The following is a 17,254-nucleotide window of genomic DNA, read 5'->3' on the forward strand; positions in this document are numbered from 1 at the left end:
CGAGAAAAGATGATCGGTGCAGCGGATCCGACTGCACCGATATAAGGGGTATGCGCCTATCCCGGCTGGACCTGATAGCGCCCAGGCTTGTGATTCATCGCCAGCACGAGGTTAGTGGTAATCGCCGCGGCGACAGATAAGGCAATTAGCCATGGTTCAACGACCATCAGTGACAACACCACAATCGAGCAATCCAGCGCCATTTGCACTTTCCCGGCGCGGATGCCGAATCGTTGCTGTAAGAACAGCGCTAGGGTGTTAAACCCGCCCAAACTGCATTGATGCCGAAACATCACCAGCATGCCCATACCAATGAGGCCACCGCCAATCAAAGCGGCATAGACGGGATGAATACTTTGAATGGTGAGCACGTGATGTAAGTGATCAGCACAGAAAGACACAATGCTGACGGCGACCAAGGTACTTAAGGTGAAGCGTTTACCCATTTGGGTGTAAGCGAGCCAATAGAAAGGTAGGTTGATCACGAAGAAAAGCTCACCAAAACTAAAGTCGGTGACACGTTGTAAAAAGAGTGCCAGCCCAGCGGTACCGCCGGTGAGTAGGCCTACTTGGTTGAAAAAGAAGATGCCAAGTGACACCAGACTACTACCAATGAGTAGCGCCAATGCGTTTTCACGCTTGGAATGATTTCTATCCATACTTGCGTTCTATCCCTATAAAAACGACCGCTACACAATACGCTGCTTTTCAATGAGGTCGAGTCAAACATCCGTTTGATAACAAGTGAATAACAAATCAATGCGTACATTATCATTTACGTTGTGGGCGAGATCACGACAAAAATACGGCGCTACAGACCAAAGTCTAATCTACATTGTCTACAATCTTATTCTATTCTGGCTGTATTAAAGTTTTTAGGCGGTATTTATGTCTTTATTGTCGACAAATGACCAGGCTCTCGACCAACACACGCAATCGACTCCGGCTGAGTCACGTGAGCCCACCAAGTCAGCCAGCCTGACCGAGCAGCTTATCGAGGCGATTGTCACCGGCACCTATCCAGCAGGCACCAAGGTATCGGAAGCGGGATTAGCCGCCGCGTTTGGCGTCAGCCGAGGCCCACTGCGCGAGGCGATGATGCGGGTCGAAGCCTTAGGACTGGTAGAGCGGGTGCCTCATGTGGGCGCGAGAGTGGTGACGCTGACACATCGCCAATTAGCCGAGATCTACGCAGTGCGAGAAGCCTTAGAGGGCATGGCGGCAAGACTGGCGTGCGCGCACATCACCGATGCCGAGATCGATCAGTTAAGTGAGGTGCTCGCCACCCACCATGCCTATATCGAGCGGGTGGAGGGGGCGGCCTACTTTCATCAACAAGGCGACTTTGATTTTCATTATTGCATCATCAAAGCCAGCCATAACCAGAAACTGATCAACCTGTTATGTGGTGAGTTATACCACTTGCTGCGTATGTACCGCTTTCAATCGCCCCGGGCGCATTCTCGCCCCCAGCAAGCGCTGCAAGAGCACATGCAAATTTTGGCGGCAATTCGCGAGCGCGATGCTGAGCTGGCGGAAATGCTGATGCGTCGTCACATTCAGCGCAGCCGCCAACTGATTGAACAGCGAATAGCAGATTGAATAGCAAATAGCAGATTGAATAGTCACTGACGAATTAAAAATAGTGCGGCGGCGATCCCCGCTAAGCTACTAATTTACAAGGAGAATGCTATGAGTGCAGGTGCGCGTTTTCGCCAAGCGGTGAGCAGCAATATTCCGCTGCAAGTCGTCGGCACAATTAACCCCTATTGCGCCATGATGGCAGAGCGGGTGGGGCATCAAGCCATTTATCTATCCGGAGGCGGGATTGCTAACGCCTCTTACGGCTTACCGGATTTGGGGATCACGACTCTCAACGATGTGTTGGAAGATGTTCGCCGGATCACCGCAGCGACCGACGTGCCCTTGCTGGTGGATATTGATACCGGTTTTGGCGGCGCGCTCAATATTGCTCGCACTATTCGTGAAATGGAGCGCGCCGGCGCGGGTGCGGTGCATATGGAAGATCAAGTGGCGCAAAAGCGCTGCGGTCATCGTCCCAACAAAGAAATTGTCAGCCAAGCTGAAATGGTCGATCGCATTAAAGCGGCGGTGGACGCGCGCACCGATCCTGAGTTTGTGATCATGGCGCGCACCGATGCGTTGGCGGTGGAAGGCATGGACAGTGCCGTCGCCCGCGCCAGAGCGTACGTAGAAGCGGGTGCGGACATGATTTTCCCCGAAGCCATGCAAACGCTCGAGCAGTACCAAGCCTTTGTCGAGCAAGTAAAGGTGCCGGTGCTGGCCAATATCACCGAGTTTGGTCAAACCCCACTGTTTACCAGTCAAGAACTAGCGAGCGTGGGGGTCAGCATGGTGTTGTATCCGCTCTCTGCATTTCGTGCTATGAACCAAGCCGCCCTCAATGTGTATCAACACCTGCTGGAGGATGGCCACCAGAAAAACGTGGTCGACGCCATGCAAACCCGTGATGCGCTCTATGACTTCTTGGGGTATCACGCCTACGAACAGCAATTGGATCGCCTATTTGGCAAAGAGTGATCACAGACGCACACCCACGGTGTGAAAACGTCGGTTACACCACTGGAATTATCATCACGTTCACGGATTCATGCAGCGGTTGAATCTGATGGCATCAAAGGAAAGGAGCCAATCATGACAAATGTCGCCGTCGCACCTAACGAGAAACCAACCTCTGGCGCAGGCCTGCGTGGCCAAAGTGCCGGCACCACCGCCTTGTGTACGGTCGGGCAAACCGGCACTGGATTAACCTACCGGGGTTATGACATTACCGATTTAGCCAATTACGCCCAATTTGAGGAAGTGGCGTACCTGCTACTCAAAGGTCAACTTCCCAATCGCCAAGCACTGGCTGACTACACAGAAACCTTGGTTGGCAAGCGGGGATTACCTGACGCCTTAAAAGCGGTGTTGGAACGGATCCCGGCCAATGCGCACCCCATGGATGTGATGCGTACTGGCTGCTCGATGCTGGGTAATTTGGATCAAGAAACCGACTTTAGTGAGCAAGCGGATAAAACCGATACGCTGTTGGCGATGTTACCGGCCATTATCTGCTATTGGTATCGCTATTCGCATGATGGCGTGCGAGTCGATACCTATCAGCCAGAGGTGAAAAGCATTGGTGGTTACTTCCTCAAAATGCTCACTGATGAAACCCCGTCGCCACTGCATGAATCTGTGATGCATTGCTCGCTGGTGCTGTATGCCGAGCATGAGTTTAATGCTTCGACCTTTACCGCCCGAGTGTGCGCGTCCACCTTGTCCGATTTGCACTCTTGCATTACTGCGGCCATCGGCAGTTTGCGCGGCCCATTACATGGCGGTGCCAACGAAGCGGCAATGGCGATGCTGGAACAGTGGCGCACACCTGACGAAGCCGAAGCCGGATTAATGCAAATGCTCGCCAATAAAGACAAGGTGATGGGCTTTGGCCATGCAATTTACCGTGAGTCAGATCCCCGCAATACCCTTATTAAGCATTGGTCGAAACAGCTGGCGGAAAACGCACCAGACGCTTGGCTTTATGACGTGTCTGAGCGGGTTGAGCAAGTGATGAAACGCGAAAAAGGCTTGTTCCCCAATGCCGATTTTTATCACGCATCGGCCTATCACTTTATGGGAATCCCAACCAAATTGTTTACCCCGATTTTTGTGATGAGCCGAGTAACGGGCTGGGCGGCGCATGTGTTTGAGCAGCGCGCCAATAACCGCATTATTCGTCCAAGTGCCGATTACGACGGCCCTGAACACCAAGATTGGCTACCCATCGAGCTGCGCCCCTAATCGGCGCGCATTCACCCGATTGAAATTACAGAAGGAATTGACCATGAGCAACAACGTAGAACTGAACCAGCGCCCGGATCCCGATGCGTTATTGGTGCAAATTGCTGACTATGTCGATAGCACGCCGATTGCTTCGGCAGAAGCCTATAACACTGCCCGTAACTGTTTGATGGATACCCTTGGCTGTGGCTTGCTGGCGCTACGTTTCCCTGAATGCACCAAACACCTGGGTCCACTGGTGCCGGGTACTACAGTGCAACATGGTGCGCGTGTGCCGGGCACCTCTCATGAGCTTGATCCGGTCACTGCCGCGTTTAACATCGGTTGTATTATTCGCTGGCTCGATTTTAACGATACTTGGCTCGCCGCCGAGTGGGGCCATCCGTCCGATAACCTAGGTGGAATTTTGGCCACCGCCGATTACTTAAGCCGTGTGGCCGTGGCCGAAGGCAAACCGCCGCTCACTATGCGCGATGTGCTGACCGCGATGATCAAAGCGCATGAGATCCAAGGCGTGCTTGCTCTTGAAAATAGCTTTAACCGCGTCGGGCTCGATCACGTTTTATTGGTACGTGTGGCGTCGACGGCGGTGGTCACCAAAATGCTGGGCGGTAATCGGGACCAGATCATTGATGCCGTCTCACAAGCTTGGGTGGATGGCTGCGCGCTGCGCACCTACCGCCATGCGCCGAACGCCGGTTCACGCAAATCGTGGGCGGCGGGCGATGCCACTTCTCGCGCGGTGCGTTTGGCGATGATCACCATGAAAGGCGAAATGGGAATGCCGTCGGTACTCAGCGCGCCCAAATGGGGCTATTACGATGTGCTGTTTAACGGCAATCCCTTTAGTATCAAACAAGACTTTGCCAGCTACGTGATGGAAAACGTGCTGTTTAAGATTTCCTTCCCTGCTGAGTTTCATGCTCAAACCGCGGTGGAAGCGGCCGTTACCTTGCATGCACAGGTTAAAGACCGGGCTGACGAGATTGAACGTATTGAAATCACCACCCATGAATCGGCCATTCGCATCATTTCTAAAGAAGGGGAGTTGGCCAACCCGGCCGACCGTGACCACTGCCTGCAATATATGGTGGCGGTGCCGCTGTTATACGGCAATCTGGTGGCCGAGCACTATGAAGATGCCTTCCATCACGCCGACCCGCGTATTGACGCGCTACGGCAAAAAATGGTGATCAAAGAAGACCCACGCTATAGCGCGGAATACCTAGAAGCCGACAAGCGCTCGATTGCCAATGCGATCCAAATCTTCTTTACCGATGGCAGCCACACTGAACAAGTGGCGGTGGAATACCCGATTGGTCATCGCCGTCGCCGCGAGGAAGGGATCCCTGTGCTGGAGCAAAAATTCCGCTCCAACTTGGTAACTCGGTTCCCGCAAGCACAGAGCGATAAAATTGCCGCCTTATGTAACGACCAGGCCGCGCTGGAGAAAACCCCGGTGCACGAATTTATGTCGCTGTTTGTGATTAACTAAGCACGTTCTCAACACGTTGCTTGCTAACTCATCGCTCGCTGATCGCGGGCGATAAGGAGCCGCTTATGCAAGAAGCCAGTTATCAACACCACGCGGATTGGGCTAGCCGTGATCCCGAGGGATTTTGGCAGGCACAGGCCAAACAGCTCGATTGGTTTACCTTTCCTCAAACCATGCTTAGCAAAGACGACAATGGCATTGAGCGCTGGTTTGCCGATGGCACTATGAACACCGCGTATATGGCACTCGATGCCCATGTCGAACAAGGCCGGGGCGAGCAAACCGCGCTGATTTACGACTCACCGGTTACCGATAAAAAAACCACCTACACTTATGCGGCGCTGCGTGACTATGTGGCGAAAGTGGCGGGCATGTTGGCAGGACTAGGGGTTGAAAAAGGGGATCGCGTGGTGATTTATATGCCCATGATCCCAGAAGCAACCGTAGCGATGCTCGCTTGCGCACGGCTTGGTGCTATTCATTCGGTGGTGTTTGGTGGCTTTGCCCCGAACGAGCTGGCGGTACGGATTGAAGATGCGGAGCCCAAAGCGGTGCTCACCGCCTCATGCGGGATTGAAGGCGAGAAAACCTTGGCCTATAAGCCGATGGTTGATCAAGCCATCATGGACAGCCGCTACAAACCCGACCATGTGGTGGTCTATCAACGTGCAATGTGTCGTGCCAATTTAGACAACCCGCGTGATGCCGACTGGGCAGCATTATTGGCTGAAGCAAAGCCTGCAGCACCGGTGCCAGTCAAAGCCACCGATCCTTTGTATATCCTCTACACCTCTGGCACCACCGGCAAACCCAAAGGCGTAGTGCGTGACAATGGCGGTCATGCCGTGGCGATGAAGTACAGCATGAGCGCGATTTACAACGTCAAACCCGGCGAGGTGTTTTGGGCCGCGTCGGATGTCGGTTGGGTGGTGGGGCACTCGTATATTGTGTATGCCCCTTTGCTACACGGCTGCACCACGGTGATGTTTGAAGGCAAGCCAGTCGGTACACCGGATGCGGGTGCCTTTTGGCGCGTGGTTGATACATATAACGTCAGCATCTTGTTCTCGGCGCCTACCGCCTTTCGGGCGATTAAAAAACAAGATCCAAACGGTGATCACCTTGCGCGCTATCCAATGACATCCTTACGCACCGTGTTTATGGCGGGCGAACGGCTTGATCCACCGACATTGGAATGGGTGGAAGAAAAGACCCAGCGACCCGTGGTTGATCACTGGTGGCAAACCGAAACTGGCTGGGCGATTGCGGGTAATCCATTAGGGTTAACTTGCTTTGCGACCAAGCCCGGCTCGGCAACCATGCCAAGCCCTGGCTATCAAGTGCAGATCCTTGATGAAATGGGCGAACTGGCGGCGCCAAACCAACAAGGATATATTGCGATAAAACGGCCCCTGCCGCCTAGCTGCCTGCCCACGGTGTGGCGTAACCACGATCGCTTTGAAGCCGGCTATCTCAGCCAGTTCCCCGGCTATTATGTGTCTGGTGATGGGGGTTACATGGATGAAGATGGCTACGTGTTTGTGATGGGACGGATTGATGATGTGATTAACGTCGCAGGTCACCGTTTATCGACCGGCGAAATGGAAGAGGTGTTAGGCAGCCATGAAGCGGTCGCCGAATGTGCGGTGGTGGGCATGCACGATGAGCTTAAAGGCCAATTGCCGCTCGGCTTAGTGGTGCTGAAAGACGGCTTTGTCTCAGTGAGTGGCGAGATAGAACGGGAATTGGTGCAGCGTGTGCGTGACAGAATTGGCGCAATTGCTTGCTTTAAACAAGCAGTTATCGTCGATAAATTACCCAAAACACGCTCAGGTAAAATCTTGCGCCGTATTATTCGCCAAATGGCGGATGGCGAGTCGTATCAAGTCCCCTCGACCATTGATGACCCTAGCAGTTTGGAGGCGATTGCCTCGGCGTTGTCATCGTAAGCTTTGTTATTCAAGCTTTGTTATTCAAGCTTTATTATTTAGGCCTTGTTATTCAGGGCTTGCTATTTAGAGCTTGTCATTTTGGAGCTTGTCATTCTGAGCGTGACAATAGGTGCGACAACGCGTGGTATCACAGCAATACCACGCGTTAAGATAAGAGCGCGCTTATTGAGTGATGCGCGGGCTTATTGAATCAAACACGCAAACCCTTTGAGGTAGAAACCTTCTGGATAAGCACTGTGAGTGGGGTGATCCGCGGCTTGTGCAAAGCGTTCGATAAACTGCACGTTTTTACCCGCATCTAATGCCGCGTCCGCCAAGATCTTTTGGAATAACCCTGAGTCCATCAGCCCTGAACATGAATAACTGAGCAGCACACCGCCTGGGTTTAACAGCTGCATGGCGAGCATATTGATATCTTTATAACCGCGGCATGCGCCGTTCAGTTGTGATTTCGATTCGGCAAACTTGGGCGGGTCCATCACAATGACGTCAAACCGTTCGCCTTGTTCGCGATAAGTGCGCAGCAGCTTGAACACATCGGCATTCACAAACTCAGCACGGGTGAGATCAAAGCCGTTACGTTCGGCATTGGCCTTGGCTCTATCGAGCGCCGGCTGTGACACATCCACATTGATGACCTGTTTGGCATTGCCTTTTTGCGCATACAAGCCAAAGCCGCCAGTGTAACAAAAGCAGTTTAAGACGCGTTTGCCATCCATATACTTAACCGCTTGCTCGCGGCTATCACGCTGGTCGAGATAAAAACCGGTTTTATGGCCCTTGGTAATGTCGACCTCAATCGCAACCCCATTTTCTTCGATGATGACAGTGGCCGGTGGCTCGTCACCGTGTAATACGCCGATACGTGGTTTCAAACCCTCCTTTTTGCGAATCGCAACATCCGAGCGTTCGTAAATATGGCAGTCAGGAAATTCGCTACGCAGTGCGGTGACCAGGTTATCGCGTTGGGCATCCGCGCCGGCGCTCAGCAATTGGCACACTAGGTAGTTATCGTATTTATCCACGGTAATGCCGGGCACACCGTCTGACTCGGCGGCCAATAGACGGTAACCGGTTAAGCCATCACGCTCGGCGAGCATGGTACGTAGCGATTTTGCCGCACGAATACGGGCGAGGAAAAAGTCACTGTCGATGATGGTTTTCTCAAAGCACCACATGCGTACCCGAATTTGTGATTGCGGCGAGAATGCCCCTAGGCCTAAAAATTCGCCTTGATGATCACAAACAGTGACAGTGTCACCTAATCCGGGCTTGCCTTCAACGCGGGTGATTCCTCGCGAGAAAATCCAAGGATGGCGGCGTTTGATTGATTTATCGCGGCCTTTGGCGAGATACACAGTGGCAGTCATGATGGTTCCTAACAATGGGTGGTGCAAAACACGTCAAAATGCTGAGTGAGGCACCTGCATCATGACGTGACTTGCGGATAAAGCAAAAAGGGCGGGTATTGTCGAGCAAGGCTGACGGCATTGCAATAAAAACGCGCCCAGAGTAGGGCGCGCGATAAGGGGAATAATGGAATCAAGCTATGGCGTTAGGTGCGAAGCCCTGCCACTAAGGTTTTAAGCTGGTGGGCTTGTGCGCCAAGTTCGCTCACTTCGGTAGCGGAATCACGCAGCATTTGGGCAACCTGGGTAGACTGGCTGCGTACTTGCTCCACATCTTGCGAAATCGTACCCGCAACATTACCTTGCTGCTCAGCAGCGGCGGCAATTTCGGTGCTGCGATCGGCAATGGTGCCACTGCGCTCAGCGATTTGGCTGATCTCCGTATCAATCTCTTGCACCGCCGCCTCACTGGCTGACGCATTTTCAACCGTGCCTTCCATCACCCGGCGTAGCTCGGCGGTGTGCGTTTGCAGTGACTCAATCATAGATTGAATATCAACCGTCGATTCCTGGGTGCGGCTAGCCAGTGTGCGCACTTCGTCTGCGACCACGGCAAAGCCACGACCTTGTTCGCCGGCACGCGCGGCTTCAATCGCGGCGTTGAGCGCCAGTAGGTTAGTTTGTTCACTAATACCGTTAATGGTGGTTACCACGGTACCGATTTGCTCGGCGTTTTTGCTCAGCTCGCTGACTTTATCTGCCGCTTGAGCTATCTCGCTGGCAAGACCATTAATCGCGGTCATGGTTTGCTGAACTTGCTGACGCCCCAGATTTGCAGCTTCTGTGGCTTCTTGTGTTTGGGTTGATGTCTCGGTGGCATGCGTTGCGACCTCGCGAATTGAGCTCGCCATTTCTTCGGTCGCGCTGGCCAGCGAATCAAGGTACTGACGCTGGCTCTCGCCCACAGCTTCGCTTTCATTGCTGCGCTGCTGCAAACTTGCGGACAGGCCGTCCATCATCTCTGCGCTTTCCTGGATTGCTTTTACCAAACTCTGTTCACGCTCGAGCACTTGATCGATGGTGACTGCGATCTGGCTAAACTCATCACGGACCGGAATAAAGTTCATCCGGTAACTTAGCTCACCATCTGCTAGCTTTAATAGAGCTTGGTTCATGGTGTACATGGCGCCGCCGATAAAGGTCATGATGTAGTAAATCAGCACCGCAATGACTAAGACCATGCCAAGCAGCAGGCTCCAATCGGTGGCGCTCATATGGCTAAATAGCGAGCCGTCGAGCTGATAGATAAGCTCATTGCCATTGAACGTAAAACCGGTTTGCTGGCTATTGAGCAGGGTTTGCACCTCGCCTTTCGGGAGGTCGTATTTTTCAACGATGGCTTGAATGGCTTGACCTTCCGCCTCCATTTTGTGTGCCACACGGGTATCCGAGGCTGCATCTAAGGTAAGCGCAATCACAACCATTGCGAGTAAGGGGAGGAAAAAAATAAGGTAAAATTTCTCTTGGAGCCGAAGGTGGATGAGATATTTATCAATCCATCGAAACGCAACTTCTTTCATGACGTAATCCTGTCAAACGACTTGTCTCATGTAGCGTTATACAGGTGTCGTTTTGCAATGGGAATACAGTAGAGGTGACCGATGTCTCAAAAATGTATTAGGGCCTATGTCACAGGTCACGTTCAGGGGGTTGGCTTTCGTTATCAGACCGCCCATGAAGCGATAACGCTCTCATTGACCGGGTATGCGAAGAACTTACCGGATGGGCGTGTTGAGGTACTGGCATGTGGCCGCAATGAATCGGTGGATGCCCTCATGGCGTGGTTAGATAAAGGGCCGCCTACCGCGGGTGTTGATCAGGTCGATAAAGAAGACGTGGAGTGGCGCGCCGTAGATGGCTTCGCAATACTATAGCGACTCGATAGGACCATGTCGCCTAGGTAACAAGTCGTGTTTAGCTAAAAAACAGCGCCTAGGTAACAAATAGCAATTAGCTAAAACATGTAAGCGCCGCGGTGGGCAGTGCGGCGCTTATAGGCTGGCCATCGGTACTAAAGACATTTAGCCGGCTTAGGTAAACCTGCCAGTTTTGTTGCCTGTTTAGCGGGACCTTTCGGGAACAGCTTGAACAAATACTTGCTGTTGCCTTTTTCTGGGCCGTATTCTTTTTCCATCGATTTAACCAACAAACGCACCGCCGGTGAGGTGTTGTATTCTTGGTAAAAGTGGCGGACAAAGTGAATCACTTCCCAATGGGCCTCGGTAAGGGCAATGCCTTCTTGCTCTGCAAGCATGGGAACTAATGCTTCGTGCCAGTCGTCCACATTTTTTAAATACCCCTGCGCATCCGTCGCAATGGTTTCACCTTCATACACCAGCATAGTCTTACCTTTGTTCGTCATCTGATCGGACGTTATCGCTGTTATTAAAGCTGCAAAGCATAGCGAGCAGGGAGGGCGAGTGCAACTGGCGTTCAACCGCGACTCCGTGCTGCGCGCCGCACTGAGTGGGTGCGCCATTTAACGACAAAAAAGCCGGCGCGTGCCGGCTCTTTGTGTTTGTTACTGATGAGTCCCTAGGGTTTAGTCGTCGTTCATAAAGCCAAGAATGCTCAGCATATGAACGAAGATGTTGAAGATGTTCAAGTACAGCGACACTGTGGCGCGGATGTAGTTGGTCTCGCCGCCATTAATGATGTTGCTGGTGTCATACAGAATAAAGGCTGAGAAAATCAGTACCGCGATGGTGCTAATTGCCAGGCTCAACGCCGGGATCTGCAAGAAAATATTCGCGACCATTGCCACTAATAGGGCAATCACACCGGCAACCAAGAAACCACCCATGAAAGAGAAGTCTTTCTTAGAGGTAATGGCATACGCCGATAGGCCTAGGAACACCATCCCAGTGGTGGCAAGCGCCTGCATCACAATGCCTGGGCCGCTAGAAAGGCTCAGGTAGTAAGTCAGGGTTGGGCCGAGTGAGGCACCCAGCAAGCCGGTGAAGACGAATGTCCACACAATACCGGCAGAAGAGTTCATGGTGCGTGGTAGCACAAAGAACACGATCGCCAACGCACCTAGGGTCATACCTAGCGACATCATTGGGCCGATGCCGACAGCGATAGCGATAAAGGCCGCGATAGCACTGGTGATCAGTGTCATCGATAGCAGTGCATACGTGTTACGTAGCACCTTGTTTGTAGATAACGCACTCTGCTGTGACTGGCTGTGCGAAACGATACGATCGTTCATAACGTTCTCCCGGTTGGGTTAACAATCCATTTTAATATACGACAGTTATGCGGGCAGTCGTTCACTTTTTCAAGCTGCCCACGTCCTTAACCTAAACCACGACTGGCTTTTATAGGGTTAATAATACCTTATCCGCGCCTAACACCGATGGTGAAGTTGTAAAGGGATGTTAACCCAGCCCTTAAAGCGCGAACAAGGTAAAGTTTGTTACATCAACCACTTCCACCAGACGAACACGGCCAAGAAACCAAATAAATAGACCAGCCCGGTGATTGCCAATGCGCGCATCGCCTTGCTCATGGTCACTTCGGGTGGTAAACGGTGCTTGGTCACCAAAATATAGTTCAATAGCGCGAAAAAGGGCGTGGTGACAAATGCCGCGACCATGGCAAAATCAAGCATGGTCAGCAGCGCCCCAGTCCAAAATGCTACGATAGCCAGTGCCAACACAGCGATCAGTACCATCCAGCCTTGTGTAACTGCGGGTTTTGCTTCTGTTTCTGTTTGCTCGCGTAATAACCGTTGCGATTCGGACACCACCCGCGCATAGCCATCGATTACCGTGATGGTGCTGCCGAAGATACAGAAAAAGGCGACCACCGCAATCAAATAACGTGACCACTCGCCAATGGTGGCGGCATACAAACTCACCAATTGATGAGAAAAGCCAATACCGGATTGTTTCAGTTCAACCCCGCTGCCGTGCAGAAGCAGGGCCCCCAGTGATAAGAACACAATCGCCAATAGCGCGGTGCCAATGTAGCCGACGTTAAAATCAAACAGCGCCGCTTGGGCATTGATTGGCTCAGATTGCGCTTTGCGCTTGAGCCACACCGACGTAATACTAGAAATTTCAATCGGGGCGGGCATCCAACCCATGGTGACCACGATAAAGCCAATCGCTGCTACCGACCAAATCGACGGCGCATTAAAACTAGGCTCGACCGCGACTGGGTTACCGACCGCAACTGTAACCGCGACCAAAGTGGCGCAAGTTAGCGTTGCCATGATTACTTTAGCAAGCAGATCCAATGCCTTGTAGTGGCCAGCAATTAATATCACCAGGCAAGTGATCACAATAATGGTCGACAACACCGTTAGTGACAGATCAAACGGCACAAAATAGCTTAATAAGCTGGCGCTAAATAAGGTCAAGGCAGCGGTGTTAATAACACCAGACACGGCACTCAGTGCAACAAACAGCCACAAGTAAGGGCGGCCTAAGCGCGCATAGCCTTCTACCAGCGTTTCGCCAGTGCCTGCGGTATATTGTACGCCTGCTCGAAAAAAGGGGTATTTAAATAAGTTAACGAGCAGGATCAATGCTGCGAGCTGCCAGCCATAAATAGCACCGGCTTTGGTAGATGCAACAAGGTGAGATCCGCCTACTGCCGCCGCGGCCATCATTATCCCTGGCCCTAAAGCGCGTAGGCGTTGCATCACCGACAAGCTGGGCGCTGTCTGGTGCGAAGAGACGGTTTGCATGGTTGTTTCCTTTATAATAATTGCGTTGTTGTGTTTGCTTAATTTTATGATTTAACGCTATTGCTTTTATATTTTACGCGTAAGGCCGATTTTTATCGTTTTGCCTTCAGTGTTTTTGTCAATAGCTACCCATGAATAGCATATGAGTTAAACGTGTCAACCAGTCTTGCCATATTTATTCAGCATAGGCGTCACGCTGGGTGCGAATGACCAACACCGCTAACCTGACATAAATATAAAGCGAAAAACATCCGACCATTGTCTGAGAGAGCAGACAGCGCCGGAAAAGATCTTAGCAGGGTGCAATCAGGGCTGAATAACTGTGATCTAAGATCAAATTCTGCTGGAAATGAGACTCCAATCACAATAGAATGCTCGCCCAACATGCGCTCTTTGCTCAGTGATAGGCAAAGAGTGGCTGTGTCGCGATTCGCGGCTGAAGAAAAAGCGTCCAAGGTAGGGCCCACCTTCACCGAACCCGCGGTACGATGTAACGCATGATGGAACCTCTTGCCTCCCCGGCAGCGTGTCGTACTCATCCGTACCGCAAGTGCAATACAACACGGCAAGGTAATCTATTTATGCAACTCCTCTATAGTGCGGCAGGTCTCGTCGCTCTGGTTCTGTGCGCGTGCGCATTTTCCACTAACCGTAAAGCCATCAATTGGCGTACCGTGCTCGGCGCGTTTGGTTTGCAAGCTGGTTTCGCGGCGTTAGTGCTCTATATCCCCTTTGGGCAAGCCATGCTGGGCTCAATGAGCAATGGCGCGGCTAAGTTGTTATCGTTCGCCAACGAAGGCATCGAATTTGTATTTGGTCCGCTGGCCAATGATGGATTTATCTTCGCTGTTAAAGTTCTGCCGTTAATCATTTTTATCAGTGCGCTGATTTCTCTCCTTTATCATCTCGGCATTATGCAGTGGGTTATTAAATTGCTCGGCGGGGGCATACAGCGATTACTCGGCACCAGTCGAGCTGAATCGCTGGTAGCCACCAGTAACATCTTTCTTTCTCAGGGCGAATCTCCTTTGGTGGTTCGCCCTTTTCTTAGCAAAATGACTCGCTCAGAGCTATTTGCGGTGATGGTCGGCGGTATGGCCTCGGTGGCCGGTAGTGTGCTTGGCGGTTATGCCGCGATGGGTGTAGATTTAAAATACCTGATTGCGGCGAGCTTTATGGCGGCACCGGGTGGGCTATTGATGGCCAAAATCATCGTCCCAGAGACCGAAACACCGGCCGAGCAAAGCCAGGTTGAGATCAGCGATAGCGACCAAGCAAACGCGATTGATGCATTGGCTAGCGGTGCGATGAACGGCATGAAAGTCGCGGTTGCGGTCGGCACCATGCTGGTGGCCTTTATCAGTGTGATTGCGATGCTAAATGCTGGGCTGAGTAGTTTAGGGGAGTTGGTCGACATTGACGGCTTAAGCCTAGAAATGTTGTTTGGTTACCTGTTCTCACCCCTGGCGCTGCTTACCGGTGTACCCGTGCATGAAGTGTTTGATGTCGGCAACCTCTTGGGACAGAAGATTGCGCTTAATGAGTTTGTCGCCTTTTTATCCTTTGCCGATATTAAAGCCAACCTGTCGGTGCAAAGCCAGGTGATTGTGACTTTTGCCTTGTGTGGCTTTGCCAATATCGGCTCGATTGCCATTCAACTTGGCTCGATTGGTGCCATGGTGCCAGAGCGCCGCAAAGATGTGGCAAGCTTAGGCGTGCGCGCAGTGATTGCTGCCACCTTTGCCAACCTAATGAGTGCGGCATTGGCGGGTATTTTTATCGCGCTATAAACATTGCGCGGTAACGAGACTCGGTTAAAGTATCTCAGTAAAAGCAGGGCGATTGGCGGCAAGCTAATCGCCTTTTGCTAACATATTCGCCAAGCTGATCACAGCTTGAGCGAACAGACAAGAAGCGGTAAATAAAGGGTTTACAACCCACAGCGAACCCAATAATATACGCCGCGTTCCGGAGAGATGGCTGAGTGGTTGAAAGCACCGGTCTTGAAAACCGGCAAGGGTTAATAGCCCTTCTAGGGTTCAAATCCCTATCTCTCCGCCATATACCGAAAATCCGCTGATTATTCAGCGGCTTTTTTGCATTTATGCCCCCCACAAACTCCCAAACCCTGACCGCGCCAACATTTTAGACCCCTTTGCCTAAACACACTGCCCAGCATCTGATAACCTAGCCCGCAAAAAATCGCCCTATAAGGCCTTTTGGACGCCGCTAACCAAAGGGCGGTAGCGTGAGCGCTGCTGAGCCTATCATCTCGTTCCCACGCTCCTGCGTGGTAACGCATTGTGGGTTAGGTGGTACTGTTTCGGGATAATGTGAACGCCTGAGCCGAGATAGGCGGCATGCACACTTTGCAGGCGAGATGATTGCTTTAATTGCTGTAAATGTGTTTAATAATAAGTAGTTAGATGAAAAAAGACGCGTGTAACGGTTTTGGCAAATCGAGCGCGCGCATTAATACAATGTTAAACAGTAAGAAGTCTTACCAATGAACCAGGAAGTTGCAGATCAAATAGCCGAGGAATTCAAACGCATTACGGGCATCGAAGTTTCCCAAAGTTTCATGGGCAACGGTCCGGCACATAGCCCAACCTCTTTACAGCATGGTATGTGCGGTGTCTATGCGTTCATGGCTGGAGAGCATTGTTTCAAGGTGGGAAAAGCAGGTCCGAAGAGCAAAGCGCGCTGGAATTCACACCACTACAACTTGGATGAGACCACCCCAAGCACAATGCCAAAATCGATTATAAAGAATAAAGCACGTTTTAAGAGGTGCTTCGCTGAGGAGAAGCACCGCGAGATAGATGAACTAAACAAAGAGAATTTTCAGCGTTGGATAAAGGACAATATGTCCAGAATGGAATTTCTGATAGAGGATCAGGGCGACGGTTTTGCGCTGAACTTGCTAGAGGCCCTTGTTCAATATCACCTTAAACCTATCTTTGAGGGTCGCGGTGTTTAACCAGTGCGTCAACGGGACCGCTTTGTTCCGCTGCGCTCCACAAATCGGCCCGTTACGCCAGCGTTAGGTGGCCGAGTTACCCATAAGGGAAGAGTTAGATGAATGAACACTCAAGCAAAGATGATTTTATGGAAAAGCCGTCAGAAGAGTATTTAAAGTGGCGGGCGGAACGTCAGAGACGATTCAGGGTTGTTTTGGCGGCAGTACCAGCAATGCTTGGGGTAACTTTCGGGCTTCTCGCGGTATTTTTGCCTAACTATGATCAGCTCATGATATTACCTGGGTTAGATAGAGATATATTTGGCTTGATCACGCCGTTTATGTTTCTTGTTTCTGGCCTCGGTGTGCTAATGATCTATTTGCAAACCGGATTTTCCAAGAAGGCCGATGCAACTAGTGAGTATCTGCGCTATGAGGACGAACTCAGAAGGCTAAGAAATCGAATTGAGCATGGCGACAGCGCCAGCAATAAAGAACTTGAATTGCTGAAAAAGGAAGTTTCAAGGCTTAAATCAGAGCTAGATAGTAATAGCTCAATTACCGCTGCAATTGGTGCTGAAAATAAGAATGAATTAGTTTCATTGCTCAAGAGAGAGATTCAAGAGGAGTCAACAAGTCTGGCGTCTCAAGAATTTTTAGATAAGGTAAAGAAAGAAGCAGCAACATCTGATCAAACAAAAGAGATAGAGAAGGTTTTCTCCAGAACCCTGGAGCGCTTGTATACTGAAACGAGCGCTCTTGGAAGAAGAGGGAATTTGAATCTTAGTCTTGGAATTTTAACCACAATTGTAGGTCTCGCAATTCTTGGTTATTTCGTTATTGAAATAGACACTGTCCCAGAAGACAAGGTTGCATTTATTGCCTACTTCATTCCCCGACTATCCTTGGTAGTGC

General features: G+C 51.3%; 15 protein-coding genes and 1 tRNA gene. 10 read left to right on the plus strand and 6 right to left on the minus strand.

Annotated elements, in window-relative coordinates:
- Positions 1 to 56 precede the first annotated feature (56 nt).
- Entirely contained in the window at positions 57 to 659 is a 603-nt protein-coding gene (locus tag BZG80_RS10845; protein WP_077461083.1) for a YitT family protein, read from the minus strand.
- A 229-nt stretch (positions 660 to 888) separates the two neighbouring features.
- Between BZG80_RS10845 and BZG80_RS10850 the strand changes: the two genes are divergently transcribed.
- From BZG80_RS10850 to BZG80_RS10870, 5 genes are all read left to right on the plus strand, one after another.
- Entirely contained in the window at positions 889 to 1,602 is a 714-nt protein-coding gene (locus tag BZG80_RS10850; RefSeq protein ID WP_077461084.1) for a GntR family transcriptional regulator, read from the plus strand.
- Positions 1,603 to 1,692: 90 nt separating this feature from the next.
- Positions 1,693 to 2,562, plus strand: a complete 870-nt coding sequence (prpB, locus tag BZG80_RS10855) for a methylisocitrate lyase (protein ID WP_077661232.1) — start codon at positions 1,693 to 1,695, stop codon at positions 2,560 to 2,562.
- 114 nt (positions 2,563 to 2,676) lie between these two features.
- Positions 2,677 to 3,828 carry a bifunctional 2-methylcitrate synthase/citrate synthase gene (prpC, locus tag BZG80_RS10860; RefSeq protein ID WP_077679339.1) on the plus strand — a complete coding sequence of 384 codons (1,152 nt, stop codon included), beginning with the start codon at positions 2,677 to 2,679 and terminating at the stop codon, positions 3,826 to 3,828.
- A gap of 43 nt (positions 3,829 to 3,871) precedes the next feature.
- Positions 3,872 to 5,323, plus strand: a complete 1,452-nt coding sequence (locus tag BZG80_RS10865; protein WP_077679340.1) for a bifunctional 2-methylcitrate dehydratase/aconitate hydratase — start codon at positions 3,872 to 3,874, stop codon at positions 5,321 to 5,323.
- A gap of 65 nt (positions 5,324 to 5,388) precedes the next feature.
- The gene (locus BZG80_RS10870) at positions 5,389 to 7,272 is read left to right on the plus strand and encodes a propionyl-CoA synthetase (protein ID WP_077677335.1); all 1,884 of its coding nucleotides are present in this window, start codon (positions 5,389 to 5,391) and stop codon (positions 7,270 to 7,272) included.
- Between the two features lie 185 nt (positions 7,273 to 7,457).
- Here BZG80_RS10870 and BZG80_RS10875 read toward each other — a convergent pair whose 3' ends face one another.
- Both BZG80_RS10875 and BZG80_RS10880 read right to left on the minus strand, forming a co-directional pair.
- Positions 7,458 to 8,645 carry a class I SAM-dependent methyltransferase gene (locus tag BZG80_RS10875; protein ID WP_077677336.1) on the minus strand — a complete coding sequence of 396 codons (1,188 nt, stop codon included), beginning with the start codon at positions 8,643 to 8,645 and terminating at the stop codon, positions 7,458 to 7,460.
- 185 nt (positions 8,646 to 8,830) lie between these two features.
- Positions 8,831 to 10,204, minus strand: a complete 1,374-nt coding sequence (locus BZG80_RS10880) for a methyl-accepting chemotaxis protein (protein WP_077677337.1) — start codon at positions 10,202 to 10,204, stop codon at positions 8,831 to 8,833.
- An 81-nt stretch (positions 10,205 to 10,285) separates the two neighbouring features.
- Between BZG80_RS10880 and yccX the strand changes: the two genes are divergently transcribed.
- Entirely contained in the window at positions 10,286 to 10,558 is a 273-nt protein-coding gene (gene yccX, locus BZG80_RS10885) for an acylphosphatase (protein WP_077677338.1), read from the plus strand.
- Positions 10,559 to 10,695: 137 nt separating this feature from the next.
- Here the strand turns inward: yccX and BZG80_RS10890 are convergent, their stop codons facing one another.
- The 3 genes from BZG80_RS10890 to BZG80_RS10900 form a co-directional block, all read right to left on the minus strand.
- Positions 10,696 to 11,025: a TusE/DsrC/DsvC family sulfur relay protein gene (locus BZG80_RS10890; protein ID WP_025744655.1), complete on the minus strand. Its 330-nt coding sequence runs from the start codon at positions 11,023 to 11,025 to the stop codon at positions 10,696 to 10,698.
- Between the two features lie 201 nt (positions 11,026 to 11,226).
- Positions 11,227 to 11,895 carry a Bax inhibitor-1/YccA family protein gene (locus BZG80_RS10895; protein WP_046073363.1) on the minus strand — a complete coding sequence of 223 codons (669 nt, stop codon included), beginning with the start codon at positions 11,893 to 11,895 and terminating at the stop codon, positions 11,227 to 11,229.
- Positions 11,896 to 12,102: 207 nt separating this feature from the next.
- A complete protein-coding gene (locus BZG80_RS10900) occupies positions 12,103 to 13,380 on the minus strand; it encodes an NRAMP family divalent metal transporter (RefSeq protein ID WP_077679341.1) in 1,278 nt (425 codons plus the stop codon).
- 581 nt (positions 13,381 to 13,961) lie between these two features.
- On the opposite strand from BZG80_RS10900, the gene BZG80_RS10905 reads away from it, so the two are divergent.
- The 4 genes from BZG80_RS10905 to BZG80_RS10920 form a co-directional block, all read left to right on the plus strand.
- On the plus strand, positions 13,962 to 15,170 hold the full coding sequence (locus BZG80_RS10905; protein WP_077461092.1) for a NupC/NupG family nucleoside CNT transporter: 1,209 nt from the start codon (positions 13,962 to 13,964) through the stop codon (positions 15,168 to 15,170).
- Positions 15,171 to 15,350: 180 nt separating this feature from the next.
- Positions 15,351 to 15,441: transfer RNA gene (locus BZG80_RS10910), tRNA-Ser, on the plus strand.
- Between the two features lie 445 nt (positions 15,442 to 15,886).
- Positions 15,887 to 16,360 carry a hypothetical protein gene (locus BZG80_RS10915; protein WP_077679342.1) on the plus strand — a complete coding sequence of 158 codons (474 nt, stop codon included), beginning with the start codon at positions 15,887 to 15,889 and terminating at the stop codon, positions 16,358 to 16,360.
- A gap of 98 nt (positions 16,361 to 16,458) precedes the next feature.
- Positions 16,459 to 17,254 (plus strand): hypothetical protein (locus BZG80_RS10920; protein WP_077679343.1); only part of this gene is annotated, 796 nt, incomplete at its 3' end.

This window comes from Salinivibrio sp. MA440, assembly GCF_001996265.1.
Lineage (GTDB): Bacteria > Pseudomonadota > Gammaproteobacteria > Enterobacterales > Vibrionaceae > Salinivibrio > Salinivibrio costicola.

Bases quoted from the DNA above. Each gene is read 5' to 3' on its own strand.
- BZG80_RS10915 (WP_077679342.1), top strand. From the start codon at position 15,887: ATGAACCAGGAAGTTGCAGATCAAATAGCCGAGGAATTCAAACGCATT.
- BZG80_RS10890 (WP_025744655.1), bottom strand. From the start codon at position 11,025: ATGCTGGTGTATGAAGGTGAAACCATTGCGACGGATGCGCAGGGGTAT.
- BZG80_RS10850 (WP_077461084.1), top strand. From the start codon at position 889: ATGTCTTTATTGTCGACAAATGACCAGGCTCTCGACCAACACACGCAA.
- BZG80_RS10875 (WP_077677336.1), bottom strand. From the start codon at position 8,645: ATGACTGCCACTGTGTATCTCGCCAAAGGCCGCGATAAATCAATCAAA.
- BZG80_RS10880 (WP_077677337.1), bottom strand. From the start codon at position 10,204: ATGAAAGAAGTTGCGTTTCGATGGATTGATAAATATCTCATCCACCTT.
- BZG80_RS10895 (WP_046073363.1), bottom strand. From the start codon at position 11,895: ATGAACGATCGTATCGTTTCGCACAGCCAGTCACAGCAGAGTGCGTTA.
- yccX (WP_077677338.1), top strand. From the start codon at position 10,286: ATGTCTCAAAAATGTATTAGGGCCTATGTCACAGGTCACGTTCAGGGG.
- BZG80_RS10845 (WP_077461083.1), bottom strand. From the start codon at position 659: ATGGATAGAAATCATTCCAAGCGTGAAAACGCATTGGCGCTACTCATT.
- BZG80_RS10865 (WP_077679340.1), top strand. From the start codon at position 3,872: ATGAGCAACAACGTAGAACTGAACCAGCGCCCGGATCCCGATGCGTTA.
- BZG80_RS10870 (WP_077677335.1), top strand. From the start codon at position 5,389: ATGCAAGAAGCCAGTTATCAACACCACGCGGATTGGGCTAGCCGTGAT.
- prpB (WP_077661232.1), top strand. From the start codon at position 1,693: ATGAGTGCAGGTGCGCGTTTTCGCCAAGCGGTGAGCAGCAATATTCCG.
- prpC (WP_077679339.1), top strand. From the start codon at position 2,677: ATGACAAATGTCGCCGTCGCACCTAACGAGAAACCAACCTCTGGCGCA.
- BZG80_RS10905 (WP_077461092.1), top strand. From the start codon at position 13,962: ATGCAACTCCTCTATAGTGCGGCAGGTCTCGTCGCTCTGGTTCTGTGC.
- BZG80_RS10900 (WP_077679341.1), bottom strand. From the start codon at position 13,380: ATGCAAACCGTCTCTTCGCACCAGACAGCGCCCAGCTTGTCGGTGATG.